Below are 15751 nucleotides of genomic sequence, written 5' to 3'. Positions count from 1 at the left end.
CGCAAAAGATATAAAAAAAACGGAAACTCAAAGGAGCCCGTTTTTATAATATTATGGTCTTAGTGTTGTATTTGCTTAAATATTATATTCGTGTACGGTTTTGATGATATATTGTTAAAATTTTTTATGTCAGGTTTTTAACACTCACACCTCTGTTGATGGAAAAACCATCCTGGCTGAAAACGGAGCTGTTAAGTTAATTAAACCTTTTTCTCTCACAAACCGTTGGTCGGCATCTCCTGTTGAGTGTTAGGTTGCCGGCTTTGCTACTAAAACCGATAGAGGTAATTTAAAAGATATCCTTCATCTTGTTAAAGAACCCGTTTTGTTCTTTTTTTGGTGAGAAAGAAGGTGAATTTTTCATTTTTTCCAACGTTTTCTTTTCATCCTTTGAGACAGCAGAAGGAATCCAAACGTTAATTTTTACCAACAGGTCGCCATGATGATAACTGTTCACCTCAGGCAGACCTTTCCCTCTCAGACGCAATATTTTCCCGGGTTGAGTGCCGGGTTCTATTTTTACTTTAACCTTTCCGTCAACCGTAGGTATTTCTGCGGCTGTACCTAAAATGGCATCAGGAATACTTAGCATTAAATCGTAAACAAGGTTGGACCCTTCCCGCCTGAGTTCCGGGTGTTTTTCTTCTTCGATGAGGACCAACAGGTCGCCGTTAATACCTCCGCGCCGTGCAGCATTTCCTTTGCCGGAAACCGACAGTTGCATGCCTTCTTCCACTCCGGCAGGAATATTGATGCTGATAATTTCTTCTTTTCTGATGACCCCTTCACCATTACAATGCGCACATTTTTGCGTTATGGTACGTCCATCGCCGTTACATGTTGGACAGGTAGAGGTCGTTTGCATTTGCCCCAGAATGGTGTTCGAAATTCTGGTAACCCTACCACTACCTCCGCATGTTGAACAAGTAGAATAGGCCGTGCCGTTGGCAGCACCTGTGCCGTTACAGTGGTCACACGCCCCGTATTTTTTGACTTTGATTTTCTTTTCTACGCCATTGGCAATTTCCCGGAGCGTTAATTTTACTTTAACTCTTAAATTGGAACCTTTACTGACTTTGCGTCCTCCGCGCGAAGAACCTCCGAAACCACCAAACCCTCCAAAACTGCCAAAACCTCCGCCAAAAATATCGCCAAAATGGGCAAAAATGTCTTCTATGGTCATTCCACCCTCGCCAAATCCGCCGGAAGAAGCACCTCCCACTCCTGCATGCCCAAATTGGTCATAACGCTGTCTTTTTTCCGGATTGCTAAGGACTTCGTAGGCTTCAGCCGCTTCTTTAAACTTATTCTCGGCTTCTTTATCACCCGGGTTGCGGTCGGGGTGATACTTCAGGGCCTTCTTTCGGTAAGCCTTTTTTATCTCCTCTGCGCTGGCATTTCTGGGAACCTCAAGTATTTCGTAATAATCTCTTTTTGACATGATAATGGTTTGGTTTTATTCGCCTACGACAACTTTGGGATAGCGTATTACTTTGTCATTGAGCTTGTATCCTTTTTGAATACAGTCAATGATTTTACCTTTCAACTCTTCGGAAGGCGCAGGGATTTTAGTAACGGCTTCATGTGTTTCGCTGTCAAATTCCTGCTCTTTGGTTTCGATTTCGGTTACGCCCTGTTGTTTCAAAAAGTTTTGGAATTTATTGTAAATAAGATTTATACCCTCTTTAACAGCATTAATGTCTTTGGCAGAATCAATATGCTCCAAAGCACGGTCAAAATCATCTATCACAGGTAAAAGCCCTAATAAAACACTTTCACCGGCACTTTTCGACAGCTCCATTTTTTCTTTGAGTGTGCGCTTGCGGAAATTATCATACTCTGCAATGAGCCGCAAATGTTTATCGTTTAACTCTTCCAATTGCCTTTTTAATAATTCTTTTTCATCCTGCGCGTCCTGTATGGCTTCTTCGCATTTCTTATCTTTTGACTGAGCTTCATCAGCCGGTTGGGTCTCTTTATTTTCTTTACCTATTTTTTCGTTCTGAGGCGTTTCGGTGCTTTGAGTAGGTTCGCTTTCCTGAGTTGCCTCAACTTCCTGAGGTTCTTTTACCTCGGGTATGTCATCAACCTGTTGCTCAGGTTTTGATGTATGTTGTTCCTGTTCAGTATGGTTTGTCTTTGTTTGTGATTTATTTATTTTTTCTTCTTGCTTTTGTGTCTCTTTTTTCTTGCTCATATCAGGGTACGTTTAAATGTGGCGGACAAATTTATACAATTTCTTTGCCATATTGAAAAGGGGGACATTTTGGCATTAGAAAAAGCCAAAGACCATGAAAAATTTTTCCACAGTCTTTGGCCTGCCAAAAGTAATATTAAAATATTAATAATTGTAGGTATTACCGTTGCAATCGAGCCAGATTTTTATCGATGTCGTCGATATTGTTGGCAACCGCAACTACTCGCCCATCCCCATCCACCAGATAGTCTTTCATTTCATCGGTGGTATTGAATATTTTGGCGATTTCCGATTCTCTGCCTTCAAATGTACAAATGTGATACATGTCAAACAGGCTATCATTTTCGATAACCTCCATTAACGGGGTTTTGAACCTGTCGAGTGAGATACTGACAATCACAAATTTTTCACCATTGAGGAATGCTTTGTTGTGATATTTCTGATACAACTCTTTTTTTCTTGCACTTTCAATTCTTGAGGGCGCATCATACGAGGCCCAAAAATCATAGAGTACCATTTTCCCTCTAAGGCTATCGGAGTGAAATGGGGCTCCGTTAACCAAAGGCTGGTTAATAGCAGGTATTCGGTTGCCAATATCGGTTCCTGTCTGAGGTTCTGGCGTACCATTGACAAAAGACAGGAATAGAATACCTGCAAAAATGGTAATTAATAACAACTTGTTTTTCATATAAATCCCTGTTTGTTACTCCGCAAAGGTTCGACTATTTATTTAAACAGCTGACAAATTTTAGACGAATGACCCGATTTATGTGACGGGGTAACGATTTGAGCGCACAAAGCTATGTTGTAAAACATGAAAATATGAAGGGGAAAAAGTTGGAAATGACAAAAAAAGTTTTATTTTTTAGGCCAATAAATCCAAATTATTGATATACAGAGTCTTACGGCTTAGTTAAAAAGCTGTAAAAAAGGCAAACATGCGTAGATTATTGAAGAAAATATTCTTTAAATGCGTTTAATCTCTGCTCCAAGAGTTCTCAATCTTTTATCGATATGTTCATAACCGCGGTCAATTTGTTCAATATTGTGTATAATGCTTTTTCCTTTAGCCGAAAGGGCCGCGATAAGCAAAGCCACGCCGGCTCTTATATCCGGCGAGGTCATAATGCTGCCTTTGAGGGGTGTTTCGTGGTTAAGGCCGATGACGGTAGCTCTGTGTGGGTCACACAGTATGATGCGAGCACCCATATCAATTAACTTATCTACGAAGAACAATCTGCTTTCAAACATTTTTTGGTGAATAAGCACACTGCCATTGGCTTGCGTAGCTACCACCAAAAAAACACTTAACAGGTCGGGGGTGAGACCGGGCCACGGAGCATCGGAAATTGTCATTATGGAACCATCGATGAAGGTTTCTATGGTGTAGCGTTGATTGGGCGGAATGTAAATTTCGTTGTTGCGGATTTCCATTTCTATTCCCATTCTTCTAAATGCCAACGGGATGACACCCAGATGCTCTGTGTTGGCTTCCTTAATGGTGATTTCTCCGCCTGTCATGGCTGCCAGACCAATGAAACTTCCTATTTCTATTATATCTGACAAAATACGATGTTCACAACCATTTAGTTCAGAAACGCCTTCGATGGTCAGCAGGTTGGAGCCGATACCATTAATACGAGCACCCATGGAATTCAACATTTTACATAATTGCTGAACGTAGGGTTCACACGCTGCGTTGTAGATGGTGGTTGTGCCCGGTGTTAGAACGGCTGTCATGATAATGTTGGCTGTACCTGTAACCGAGGCTTCATCCAAAAGCATGTAGGCTCCTTTAAGTTTATCGGCATGAACCGTATAAAAGAACTCTTCAGAATCGAAATCAAACGAAGCACCCAGTTTTTCAAAGCCATAGAAGTGCGTATCCAGTCGGCGCCGGCCAATTTTGTCGCCACCGGGTTTTGGGAAAAACGCCTTTTTGAATCGCGCCAATAAAGGTCCCATAATCATAATGGATCCCCGCAGGGCGGCGGCTCTTTTCTTAAACTCCCGGGTCTTTAGATAATCCAGATTGATGTTTTGCGCCCTAAAGCTGTATTTTCGGTCAGAAAGCTTTTGGGTTTCGACACCCAGGTCAGAAACTAAATGAATTAGGTTTTTAACATCCAGAATGTCCGGTAAGTTATCGATGATAACCGTCTCTTTTGTAAGCAATGTGGCGCAAATAACCTGAAGAGCTTCGTTTTTTGCACCTTGAGGAGTTATTTCCCCTTTAATTGGACGGCCCCCAATGACTTCAAAACTACTCATGCTTTGTGGAGAAAAGGTTTGGTGAAGGATTTAATTGTTTTTGCGAATATGTTTTTTTCTGTTTCGCCCATGGTTGTTGTTGCTGGACTGATGTTCGCGATAATCGGCGATGCGGGCTTGCTCATCAATCTGTAATTTACCTCTGGAAAGTTTTTTGATGTCACTCAAAATACGTTCGTCCGTAGCATTATCCTTATTCCAGTTAGAGAGCGACTTTTTCATGTGGTTGCCCAGGAGCATAATTAAATGGCGTTTGAGCGGCCCATCTTCCATTTTTGTAGCTTCATGAATCATCCGTTCCACTATACGGCCGTAATGTTTGTAGGTAATGTTTCCCTGATTGTAAGGAATACGCCTTGGATGTTCCTGAAATTTTTCTCTTTTGGGGGGATCGAACGGATAATCTATATCCAGTTTAAAATCGGCCATAATGGCTAAATGATCCCATAACTTGTGTTTAAAGTCATTGATATCTCTCAAGTGGGGAAAAAGGTTCCCCATTACGCCGATAATGGCTTTGGCAACACGTGTTCTCTCTTCTTTGTCCTCTATTGTACAGGCGTAATCTACCATTTTCTGAATATGACGGCCATATTCAGGCAAAACCAACTTCTTTCGGTTTGAATTATAATCCATAAAATTTAAGAAATATTAGACATGGCTGTTAAACGGTCAGCTTCTCCTTAAAAAGAATTTTTGTGCACCACAGCAATTTTTATAAAGAATTAATTTATAGATATCGCTTTTTACTAATCGGGAGAAAACTCAGGAATAGAAATTCCTGAGATAATTGATCGATAGTAAAAAGTATATTTTTCTGTTATCAGCTAATACAATTAAAACGTATGAGCTGATAAAATTGAGCTGCAAATATCGACTTTTACATTAAAAAATTTACGTTCGTAGAAAAAAATGTTATTTCCAGTATGTATTTTCCGGCAAGTGAAAATAAACTTTGTGGTTGTAAGGCATTGCAGATTATTGCTGTTGCAAAGCTAAGTGATTATTTTTAGTTTGGCAAATTTTAATAGTAATTGTTTCTTTCCGGCATTTGTAAAATCTACCGTTGCTTTGATATTGGGCTCCTCACCTTCTACCTGAATGACTTTTCCGCGGCCAAAACGCTGGTGTTCAACAATGACACCGGGTTGAATTTGCGATGAAGAGTCATGGTCTGAAAAATGGAATGAGGGTGAAGCTGACTGTTTTTTTAGTTTTTCTTCCGAGAAACGGAACTGCGGTTTCGATACGTTGTTGCGCTTAAGGTTAAAAGATTTTCTTTCGGACCTTTCGGATACTGACGAAAAGGCATTGGCAGGGTCAAAGCTGTTGGCACCTGCCGAAATGTCAAGATAGGATTGGTCTATTTCGCCAAGGAACCGACTGGGGCGCGCAAAGGTTAATTCTCCAAACTTATACCGACTTCTGGCAAAGGTTAATGTAGCTCTTTCCTGCGCCCGGGTGAGGGCAACGTAAAAAAGGCGACGTTCTTCTTCCAGTCCGGCCTCACTGGTTGAGGCCATGGCTGAAGGGAACAATCCTTCTTCGATTCCAACAATATACACGGTTTTAAATTCCAACCCTTTTGCCGAATGGATGGTCATGAGGGTTACTTTATTGATATCGTCGGGTTTTTCAGTATCCTGGTCGGTAAGTAACGACACTTCCTGCAGAAAATCTACCAACCCGTTATTTTCGCCGCTCTCCTCCTTATTGTCAGAAAATTCGCGGATGGCGTTAAAAAGCTCTTCCAGGTTTTCCAAACGTGTTTGACTCTCGTGCGATTTATCCTGGTGTAACTCCTTTAATATTCCACTTTGAGAGGCAATTTCGTTTGTAATATCAAAGGCCGACATGTTGGGCACCTGGCTGATGAAGCCGGAAATAAGGTTTGTAAAGGCATTAAGTTTTTTTACGGTTCCGGAATGGAAGCCTGCTTGTGGCAGCCCCGGGTTGGTTAAAACATTCCACAAACTAACGTTGTAATGGTTGGCCAAAGCTTCCAGTTTGTCGAGCGTGGTTTTGCCAATGCCTCGTGCCGGATAGTTGATAACCCTTTTCAGTGCCTCATTATCGTGCGGATTTACTGCCAGCCGAAGGTAAGCCAGAATATCTTTAATTTCTTTTCGTTGATAAAAAGAGAGGCCTCCGTATATTTTATAGGGAATGTTCTTTTTTCTGAGCGCTTCTTCAAAAATCCGGGACTGGGCATTGGTGCGGTAAAGGATGGCAAAGTCCTGAAATTGGTACCGGTGCCGCAACCGCATTTCATTGATGTGGTTGGCAACAATAAAACCCTCGTCAACATCAGAGTGGGCCTGAATCACAGTAATTTTAGCGCCTTCATCGTTTTGAGAAAAAACCTTCTTCCTGATTTGCCCGGTGTTTTTTTCAATGACACTGTTGGCTGCATTAACGATGGTTTGGGTCGACCGATAGTTTTGTTCCAGCTTAAAAAGTTTATAATCGGGATAATCGTTTCGGAAGTTCAGAATGTTTTCGATGCGGGCCCCCCTGAAGCTGTAAATGCTTTGGGCATCATCGCCCACAACACAGATGTTTTTGTGTTTTCCGGCCAATTTCCGGATGATGAGGTATTGCGAGAAGTTGGTGTCTTGGTACTCATCTACCAGGATGTATCGAAAACGTTCCTGATAGTTGGCCAAAACTTCGGGATGGTCTCGAAAAAGAATATTGGTGTAAAGCAGCAGATCGTCAAAGTCCATGGCTCCGGCTTTCCGGCATTCGCGGACGTAGCGCTCATAAATCTCGGGCATCATGGGAATATTGGCAGCAGCATCGGCCATGGAACGTTTGGCATCCTGAGCATACGCCGCCGGTACCAGCAAGTCGTTTTTGGCAGAAGAGATACGCCCCAGGATGGTGCCCGGCTTGTATGCTTTTTCCTTGTTAAGCTTCATGTTTTTTAGGATGCTGTTGATAAGACTTTTGGCATCGGTGGTGTCGTAAATGGTAAAGGTGCCGGGGAAATTGATGTGTTCGGCCTCCATCCGTAAAATACGGGCAAATATGGAGTGGAAAGTACCCATCCATATTTTAGCGGCTAATTCCTGACCTACTATATGGCTGATGCGTTCTTTAATTTCTCGTGCCGCCTTATTGGTAAAGGTTAAAGCCAATATAGACCAGGGCGGAACGCCCTGACTGATAAGATGAGCGATACGGTAGGTGAGAACGCGTGTTTTCCCTGAGCCGGCACCGGCAATGATCAGGGCCGGTCCTTCTGTTTCAACAACCGCTTTTCGTTGGGCTTCATTGAGATGTTCGAGATAACTTTTCACAAGTGTGCTTGTTTTTTATTAAGTTGTGCGAAGTGTTCTACCCGCTATTTCTAAATTAATTTTTGGGCAAAATTTCGATTGAAAAATTGGGTAAATCTATATCCGCATGGGGATTTGCTGGGGATGCTTCTGTTATTTCCAGGTAATTCTGACGCCCTGGAATGTCAACCGATTGTACATGCCATCGGGCATCGGGAAGTGGGGTGAGTTCAAAATGGTCTTTACCGCCCCATCGGTTAAAGTTTCGAATCAACAGTATATTAATCCCCTTTTTCAAATCGAGAACAATTTTGCAGCCTAAGGGTTGGTCGGGAGCATAATTAATCTTTCTATATCGTTCCTGACCGTTGACCCAAAGCTGGATGCCATTGTTTCCCCGAATCTCAAAACAATATTGTTGAGCAATGTCCGAATTAATCTCCACATAATAATAGTAGTTTGTTAATGGTAGTGTTATTGTATTGTCTTTTTTGGGCGGCCACACCATCCATGAACCTGAAGATACCTGAATTCGATTATTCCCATTCGGATTTATATGAAGCTCGTTAAAAGGACCATAATATGGCGTAGTTCTGTAAATATGAAGTATTTTAATGGTATCTCCGGTGGCATGAATAAATTCACCGAGTTTGCCTTTTAATGCTTCAATGGTTTCAAAAGAATCGGTTTTGAGCTTAAGCGATCGCCCTGTTTCATGGTCGGTGAACCTTAGTTGAGCAGTGAATAGGTTTTCAGCATCGAGGTTCCACCTTAGCTTAGTGGTGGAAGGGATGGATGAAAGAGCATCAATTCCGGAGAAGCTTTTGTCAGAAAAAGCATTGTTGGAATTCAGTATAACGGTGTCGTTTGGTGCAACAGATATTTTTTCCTCAGGCATGGGGCGAAGTGATTCCTCCAGAGTAATTTCAAGGACGGGCAATTGCATAGGATCGGCCATGGCCGGAGAAGTCCAGATAATTTCATTTCCCGGAAGATTGCGGTAAAACTGGGGTTCAATGCCACTTCCCAAAAATCTTACTTTGGCAATGGTTTGATTTAGATTGGGTAAATTGAGTTTTTGTGTGGAGGGAACTGAGTCTACGAACAGATAAAGAAGATTTTCGTTGCTGGTCGCCATCCAAAAGGGTGGGGACTGAACAGTTGCTGCGTTTCCGTCTGTGTTTGAAATAGCAGGATAATTAACTTTAATCCATCGGCCCATGTGCTGCAAAATCTCAACTTCGACGGGGTCTGGTGAGCCGTTACCACGTGGCGCCAAATTAAGCGCATAATTTCCACCGTCAGAAATAACCTTAACCAACTCACGAATTTTTTGTTGAGCCAGAAAAAGCGGATCGACACTTTTTTTGTTTTTATCATAGCCCAACGATGGAGGAAAGAAAGAAGATCGATATACCCACGGCGTTTCAGGCAATTCAGATAATGGCTGATTAAATGGACTGGCAATAAAATCGCCCATGTCATTACCAATACCATCACTTATTAAACATTGTGGCTGTAAACTTTTAATAAGTTGGCGCAACTCTTTGCTCTGTTCCGGAGTGTGAAGGCCTGAATGGAAATAAATGGTGGAAATAGGCCCGTAGTTGGTCAATAATTCTTTAATCTGTTGTAAATTAATTTGAAAATGAGCATTTGTTACCGGCCCACCGTTGTGAGAAGTAACAGGCCATGCCTCAGGCAGATTCCAGTCGGTAAGCGAAAAATTGATACCCAATTTTATATTGGCTTTTTGACAGGCATCCGACAATTCGGCCAAAATATCGCGGTTAAAAATGGTAAAATCAACTACGTTAAAGGGCGTTGTTGTTGTTTTAAACAAGCAAAATCCATCGTTATGCTTTGCCGTGAAAATTATACTCCCGGCCTCAATTTCTTCAGCCAGAGCTACAATTTCATCAGCATCCCATTTTTTTGGTGAAAAGTCTCTCGCTATTTGTTGATATTCATCGGTCGCTATTGGCATATTGGCCAAAATGTTTTCAGCAGCTCCATTTGTTTTTTGGTTATTCCATTCACCACCAAGAGAAGAATAAACACCAAAATGAACGAATAGGGAAATTTTATTTGCACCCCATTGTTCTTTAAGCTCTTGGTTATTAGGAAAATCAGATTTTATTGCTATTGCTTGTTGAGATTCTTGCTGCTTTTCCGTGCATCGAATAAAAAATAGTAAAATGCTGACAATTATAAAAAATGAACTCTTTTTTGACATGGCTGTCTGTTATAATTTTTGAAATCCAAAGATAAGAATTCCTAAGCGATGGAACATGAAAATAATGTTTGCTTAAATCTTCACAATTTTAAAACCGCTGAATACGTTAATAAATTGTATTTTTCGTGTCCTAAAAAAGAAGAAATGAGAGTTAACTTCTACACGTTGGTTTTTATTGGATTAATAATGTTTCTGCCGACAACTTTTGGTTATGGTCAGTTGTCTGTCGATCAATCTGCAATTATAACTTTAACTGATTACCCTTCGGGGGTAATGAACGATACAATTTTTTGCTTTCAACCCACTTCTCCAATGGTTGTTAGATTTGATGGTGGTACAAACTTTTCTATGACATGGTTCAAGTATGATGTAAATGATAATTCGTGGGATAATATTATTCAGAATGGTGGAGAACAGTTACAGGTTACCGAAGAGGGTGGTTATCGTGTGGTTGTTCAAGAAGATGGTAGTATGGTTGCCGACAGACGATTCTGGGTCTTTAATTCGCAATCCATAACAGATGTTAAGGCTGAGATTGTAAATGACGATTGCTATGGTGTTGATTTATATGCCACATCAACAATTAAGCCGTTGTTTTATTTTGATCCGGCAAATGGTAGCTATGTTCCATTAATGTATGATTTATCTTATACCTGGACTACCGATCCCGAGGGCGATGAGCAATATACGGGACAGGAGGTTTCTTTTAATGCCCCTTTCAATGATGTTAGTTTTGTGGTTAACGTTTCAGACCAGTTTGGTAACAGCGTAAATGATAGTATTGAGTATGAGGCCATAGCAGTAAAGGCAGACTTTGAGGTGAAAAGTTTGAAAGATACCGTATTAAATGAAAGAAATGATGAGGTTAATCTTTCAGCGCCCTATGAAATTCAATTTGTGGATAATTCTCAGGGGAAGATAAGTGCGTGGGAATGGACATTTGGTGAGGCGGGGCGTTCTATTGACCAAAATCCGCGATTTGTTTTTGCAGAGGCCGGAACCTATGAGGTATCCCTCTATGTGCTAAACAGGGACTCGGGATGTGAAAGTATAAGTGATGTTTTTCAAATCAATATCTCCGAATCGGAACTGGAGGTGCCTAATGTTTTTACACCAAATGGCGACGGAATAAACGATGAATTCAGGGTTGCATATAAATCATTGAAAAAATTTGAAATGGTAGTGTTTAATCGTTGGGGAAGAAAGGTTTACCAGAGCAAAGACCCGGCTAAAGGATGGGATGGCGATGGGCATGCCCCGGGGGTCTACTTTTATTATATATATGCAGAAGGATATAACGAAGGTGAAGTTTATAAGAAGGAGGGTGCGGTCCATTTGATTCGAGGGAAATGAAAACGCTCTGTCGAGGTTATTACAGAGCGTTTGAAATTATGGATAGCATAGCTGATAATGCGTATAATGCTATTATTTACATTTAATGATGATCTCTTCCAACGAACGCTTGGGGACATGGTGAACTTGGTTTTCGTCGCGCCAATATTTATAATCCCCGTTTTTCATATCTTCAATCACCACTTGTTCACGTGGTTTTCCCAATGCAATGACTTCTATAATTTTTAAATGTTCCGGAATGTTTAATGCTTTTTGCAATTTTAACCGGTTTACCGATCCAATAATGCATCCGCCCAAGCCTTGTTCTACCGCCCCAAGAAGGATGGATTGTGCGGCAATACCATCATCACAAAAATAAGTGTCCGAAATGGTTGTGTCATTTAAAATGATGATATAAGCCGCAGGGCGCTCTCCCGGTGCCGGACCATCCCAGTCTTTCAGATAACCTGCCCACGATAAATGGGGAAATATCTTTTCATTGGTTTGGGGCATACATGATATAAAATATTTCAAGGTTTGGGCGTTCCGAGCTGAAGGAGACAGGCGAGCCAGATCCACCAACCCCTCCAATACATATTCCGGGATTGAAACATCCTGATAAAATCGACGATAACTCCTGTTTCGCCTGACAAGATCTTTTAAACTATTCATTCGTATATAATTTATTTAACTCATTGGCCGAATGGAACTCGCATGGCTTAGTAAAATTTATACATATCCTTTTGTGGCAAAAGTCGCCATGCTCGTTTCATTCGTATAAAGTTTAATCAACCGACTAAAAGTTAGAATCGCCCGCCAACTATATTCCAATCGACACAGTCCCAAAAAACTTGTATGTAGTCCGGTCGTTTGTTTTGGTAGTCAAGATAATAAGCATGTTCCCAAACATCACAGGTTAAAATGGGAACCTTACCTTGGCGCAAAGGATTGCCTGCATTACTTTCTTTAACAATTTCAAGTTTGCCATCATCATTTTTTACTAACCAGGCCCATCCGGAACCAAAAAGGGTAGCTGCTGCTTCAGAAAATTTTTCTTTAAAGGCATCAAAAGAACCAAACGATTCATTAATAGCTTCAGCCAATGGCCCTGTTGGAACACCACCTCCATTAGGTGAGAGGGATGAAAAATAAAATGTGTGATTCCATACCTGTGCACCATTATTATAAATGCCGCCCTCAGCCTCTTTGATGATGGTTTCAAGGTCAGCATTTTCAAATTTGGTGCCCAGGATGAGTTTGTTAAGATTGTTGACATAGGCCTGATGGTGTTTGCCATAGTGGAACTCCAACGTTCTTTTGGAAATACGGGGTTCCAATGCATCTAATGCATAGGGTAATTGAGGAAGTGAAAATTTCATGTTGCTTTTTATTTTGAGTTTAACAATTAATCTCTGCCCAAAAATGTTGTTGATAATTGTTTCGACTTTTCTAACAAATATAATAAAATTATGGGGATAAAATGATGAAATTTTTGAATGGAAATGAACGTGCGACTTTTGTCATAAAAGGGTTTGTATTAAATGATGGAGGTAGAAGTACCCAGGCAGCAAAGTTGTTAGGTTATTAGGCCAATAGGCTGATAGGTCATTAGGCCACCAGGTCGTTAGATAATGAGATTGAGGGGATTGAAGGGATTGAGGGGATTGAAAAGATTGAAGAGATTGAAGGGATTGAGTGGCTAAACAGACAATTAACTAACCAACTAACCAACTAACCACTAACGACTAACCACTAATGACTAACTTTAAGAATCAATAGTTCAATGAAATAAGTAAATTTTATTCGGATAAAAGAAACGCATGGTGCAAATATTCTAGAAAATTCTTTTGTTCTTTTTTCTATATTTTCCGGTGTAATCCTGCTTGATTAGAGGATTGGAGTAATCCTGGCAGGGAACCGCCGGCCGACGGCCACGGTTTCGAAGACGAAGATTTTGATTGAATTCATAAATCAATGATAGCTCATGTGCTCCGGCCGAATTCCAACCAAGCCCACTAATGGTTATATCATAACTGTATCCAAATCTTATGGAACCGTGACGGTATGAAAGGGAAACAACAATTGCATCCTGGTTGATTTTATTTTCAGGTTCACTCTTAAACAAAGGGAGACCTCTGTACCAAACACCAATTTCTAAAGGGTCATTGAACCAATAGGCACCTATATCGGCCTGATTGAAATCTTTTTGTCGTTGAATGCGATAAGTAGCGGCAAAGGTTTTTGATTCCATTTTGCGCCTACGCCTTTCGGTCCATATGTTAATGCCACCATAAAAAACAAACTTTAAGGGCAGCTGCATTTTTTCTCCCAAAAATGAATAGTTAGGTTTGGTAAGGTGGTCTATTGTTACGCCAACCCACATAAGTGGACTGTAAAAAAGAACAGACGAAGCAAAATCGACATATTGAGCCTGATCATTTGATAGCTGATCCCATGAACCTGATGCGCCGCCACCTATTTCTTCGTCAGCAAATCTTAGTTTGCTGAAATTGATTGACCTGTTCCCATAGGCAAACTGAATGGCCGGAACTACTTGCCAAAAATTTGAAATCTGAATATTGTAGGAATATTGGAAGGCCGCCTGAGTAGTGGTTAATCCTGCCGTGCCGGCTTTATCCTGTATTAGCTGAACGCCCAAACCACTATTAAAGGCATTAAAATAATTGTCGAAGGAAACGGCGTAGGTGGTAAATGCTTTTTCTATTCCCGGCCACTGGTTGCGGTAATTCATTGCCAATCGGGCACCATCTGTAGCACCTGCCAGGGAAGGACTTAGATACAAAGGTGAAGCATAAAACTGTGAAAAATGGAGATCCTGAGCCTTTGTCTTTACTGTCATTATTAGAATAATCCCAATCAGACAATATGCTTTTTGAAAAAAGTTCTTCATTTGTCAAAAGTTTTCTTAAGGTGTTGATTTAGGGAATCTTTAATCCATTGCTCACCGCTTTAAATCGAGCCGTCTGGTTCATCCCAAAACATGAAGCTGGGTACTTCCCTCCCCGCAAATTTTTCTACCGAAGCAATGTGACATCACCTGTTTTTTCCATACGCCGGCCATCGCTAAAGGCAACAATTACTCGCCAAATGTAAACCCCTTGCGGACAAAGACGATTGTTGTAATAGCCATCCCAGCCCTGGTTAATATCATGGCTTTCAAAAATCAATTCGCCCCATCGGGTATATATCTGAAGATGATATTCCACAATTCCTTTTTGAATAAAAGGGTAAAAAACAAGATTTTGTCTGTCACCATACTGATATTTGCCGTCGGTCGGTCCGTTTTCTTGCGGTGTAAATGCATTGGGAAAACTTATTTCACCGCCTTGTAATGCTTTTACGGCTTCAGGAAGAACCAATTTATCTGAACAGTTGAATTCATTAAATGCTTCTAATGTAACATCGTAAGTTCCCGTTTCAGAGTAGATATGAGTGGGTGAAAATGTGTCGGAAGTATTTCCGTCACCCAAATCCCAGAAATATGAGACCGCCCCTTCTGATTTGTTTATAAAAGTTACCTGGTCATCCGGAATATAAATAACTTTTGGGATGGGTTCGAAAAGAGCTGTGGGTTTAGGAAACACTCGGATGGTAACCTCTTGAGCCGAGTTTTCACCACCTGGTCCAATGGCTTTCAGCGTTACAGTATAAGTACCTGCAATACGATAAGTGTGGGTTGGTGATAATTCGTCGGAAAATGTTCCATCACCAAAATCCCACAGAAAAGATGTGGCATCCAGGGTGTTATTATAGAAATTCACCGTCAACGGCGGGCACCCTTCTGCATTGGGACCATAATCGATGGCCGGTAACATGGGGGTTATGACAATTTCTTTGGAAAGAGAAGCTTCGCAAAAGTCATCAAAAGCTCTCAAAGTTATTGTATAATTGCCGGAGAAGTTGTATTGATAACTGCCCGGTTGTCGTAACGAGGAAGCGTTACCGTCGCCAAAGTCCCATTCAAATTGCCAATTTCCATCAGTTTGATTTTCCAGAGTGACGGTCCTGCCGGGCATTTGTTGTGTCTCCGGCGCGACAGAGAATTCCGGTTGTGGCGTGGGATGCACCATTAATTGAGTGGACGCCTCTTCCAAACATCCAAAAGATGAAATGGCTGTTACTTTTACAGTGTAGGATAACGTGTCATTGGAATTATTTTCAAATATATGTGTTGTCTGATAAGAACCCGATTCATTGATTCCGTCTCCAAAATCCCAAAGATATTCTTTGGCACCCGTTTCGGTGGTCAGTTGTGTGGCCAGGGGGGCGCAGCCTTCCATTGGGTTGGCGGTAAGGGTTATTTCACGGACCGGATAAACCCGGATTATGTAATAGGAATTAATAATTGTGTTGAAAGTATTAATTTTAAAGGCGATATTTAATTTTAAATTTTCACCCAAATGGTTAACCTTC

At 41.1% G+C, this 15751-nt stretch carries 12 protein-coding genes; 1 reads left to right on the top strand and 11 read right to left on the bottom strand.

What is annotated here, in order from left to right:
- Window positions 1-289 precede the first annotated feature (289 nt).
- From dnaJ to BM130_RS00030, 7 genes are all read right to left on the bottom strand, one after another.
- Complete coding sequence (dnaJ, locus tag BM130_RS00060; protein ID WP_010527327.1) at window positions 290-1441, bottom strand: molecular chaperone DnaJ; 1152 nt, start codon at window positions 1439-1441, stop codon at window positions 290-292.
- A 15-nt stretch (window positions 1442-1456) separates the two neighbouring features.
- Entirely contained in the window at window positions 1457-2197 is a 741-nt protein-coding gene (locus BM130_RS00055) for a nucleotide exchange factor GrpE (RefSeq protein ID WP_010527328.1), read from the bottom strand.
- A 160-nt stretch (window positions 2198-2357) separates the two neighbouring features.
- The gene (locus BM130_RS00050) at window positions 2358-2885 is read right to left on the bottom strand and encodes a TlpA family protein disulfide reductase (protein ID WP_010527329.1); all 528 of its coding nucleotides are present in this window, start codon (window positions 2883-2885) and stop codon (window positions 2358-2360) included.
- Between the two features lie 278 nt (window positions 2886-3163).
- The gene (gene murA, locus BM130_RS00045) at window positions 3164-4468 is read right to left on the bottom strand and encodes a UDP-N-acetylglucosamine 1-carboxyvinyltransferase (protein WP_010527330.1); all 1305 of its coding nucleotides are present in this window, start codon (window positions 4466-4468) and stop codon (window positions 3164-3166) included.
- A gap of 30 nt (window positions 4469-4498) precedes the next feature.
- Window positions 4499-5104 carry a DUF4290 domain-containing protein gene (locus BM130_RS00040; protein ID WP_010527331.1) on the bottom strand — a complete coding sequence of 202 codons (606 nt, stop codon included), beginning with the start codon at window positions 5102-5104 and terminating at the stop codon, window positions 4499-4501.
- A 359-nt stretch (window positions 5105-5463) separates the two neighbouring features.
- A complete protein-coding gene (locus BM130_RS00035) occupies window positions 5464-7770 on the bottom strand; it encodes an ATP-dependent helicase (protein ID WP_010527332.1) in 2307 nt (768 codons plus the stop codon).
- A gap of 55 nt (window positions 7771-7825) precedes the next feature.
- On the bottom strand, window positions 7826-9985 hold the full coding sequence (locus BM130_RS00030) for an alpha-L-fucosidase (protein ID WP_010527333.1): 2160 nt from the start codon (window positions 9983-9985) through the stop codon (window positions 7826-7828).
- Between the two features lie 144 nt (window positions 9986-10129).
- On the opposite strand from BM130_RS00030, the gene BM130_RS00025 reads away from it, so the two are divergent.
- A complete protein-coding gene (locus BM130_RS00025; RefSeq protein ID WP_237706117.1) occupies window positions 10130-11338 on the top strand; it encodes a T9SS type B sorting domain-containing protein in 1209 nt (402 codons plus the stop codon).
- Between the two features lie 72 nt (window positions 11339-11410).
- On the opposite strand, the gene BM130_RS00020 is transcribed toward BM130_RS00025, so the two are convergent.
- The 4 genes from BM130_RS00020 to BM130_RS15730 form a co-directional block, all read right to left on the bottom strand.
- Entirely contained in the window at window positions 11411-11989 is a 579-nt protein-coding gene (locus BM130_RS00020; RefSeq protein ID WP_010527335.1) for a nitroreductase family protein, read from the bottom strand.
- Between the two features lie 131 nt (window positions 11990-12120).
- Window positions 12121-12696 carry a superoxide dismutase gene (locus BM130_RS00015; RefSeq protein ID WP_010527336.1) on the bottom strand — a complete coding sequence of 192 codons (576 nt, stop codon included), beginning with the start codon at window positions 12694-12696 and terminating at the stop codon, window positions 12121-12123.
- A 455-nt stretch (window positions 12697-13151) separates the two neighbouring features.
- Complete coding sequence (locus BM130_RS00010) at window positions 13152-14228, bottom strand: PorP/SprF family type IX secretion system membrane protein (RefSeq protein WP_010527337.1); 1077 nt, start codon at window positions 14226-14228, stop codon at window positions 13152-13154.
- A gap of 124 nt (window positions 14229-14352) precedes the next feature.
- The coding region (locus BM130_RS15730) for a PKD domain-containing protein (protein ID WP_139217714.1) at window positions 14353-15751 on the bottom strand (1399 nt) is incomplete at its 5' end.

Source organism: Thermophagus xiamenensis (genome assembly GCF_900112795.1).
GTDB classification, from domain to species: domain Bacteria; phylum Bacteroidota; class Bacteroidia; order Bacteroidales; family Marinilabiliaceae; genus Thermophagus; species Thermophagus xiamenensis.
Note: the sequence above shows the minus strand (reverse complement) of the source record. Positions and strands in the feature narration are given on the sequence as shown.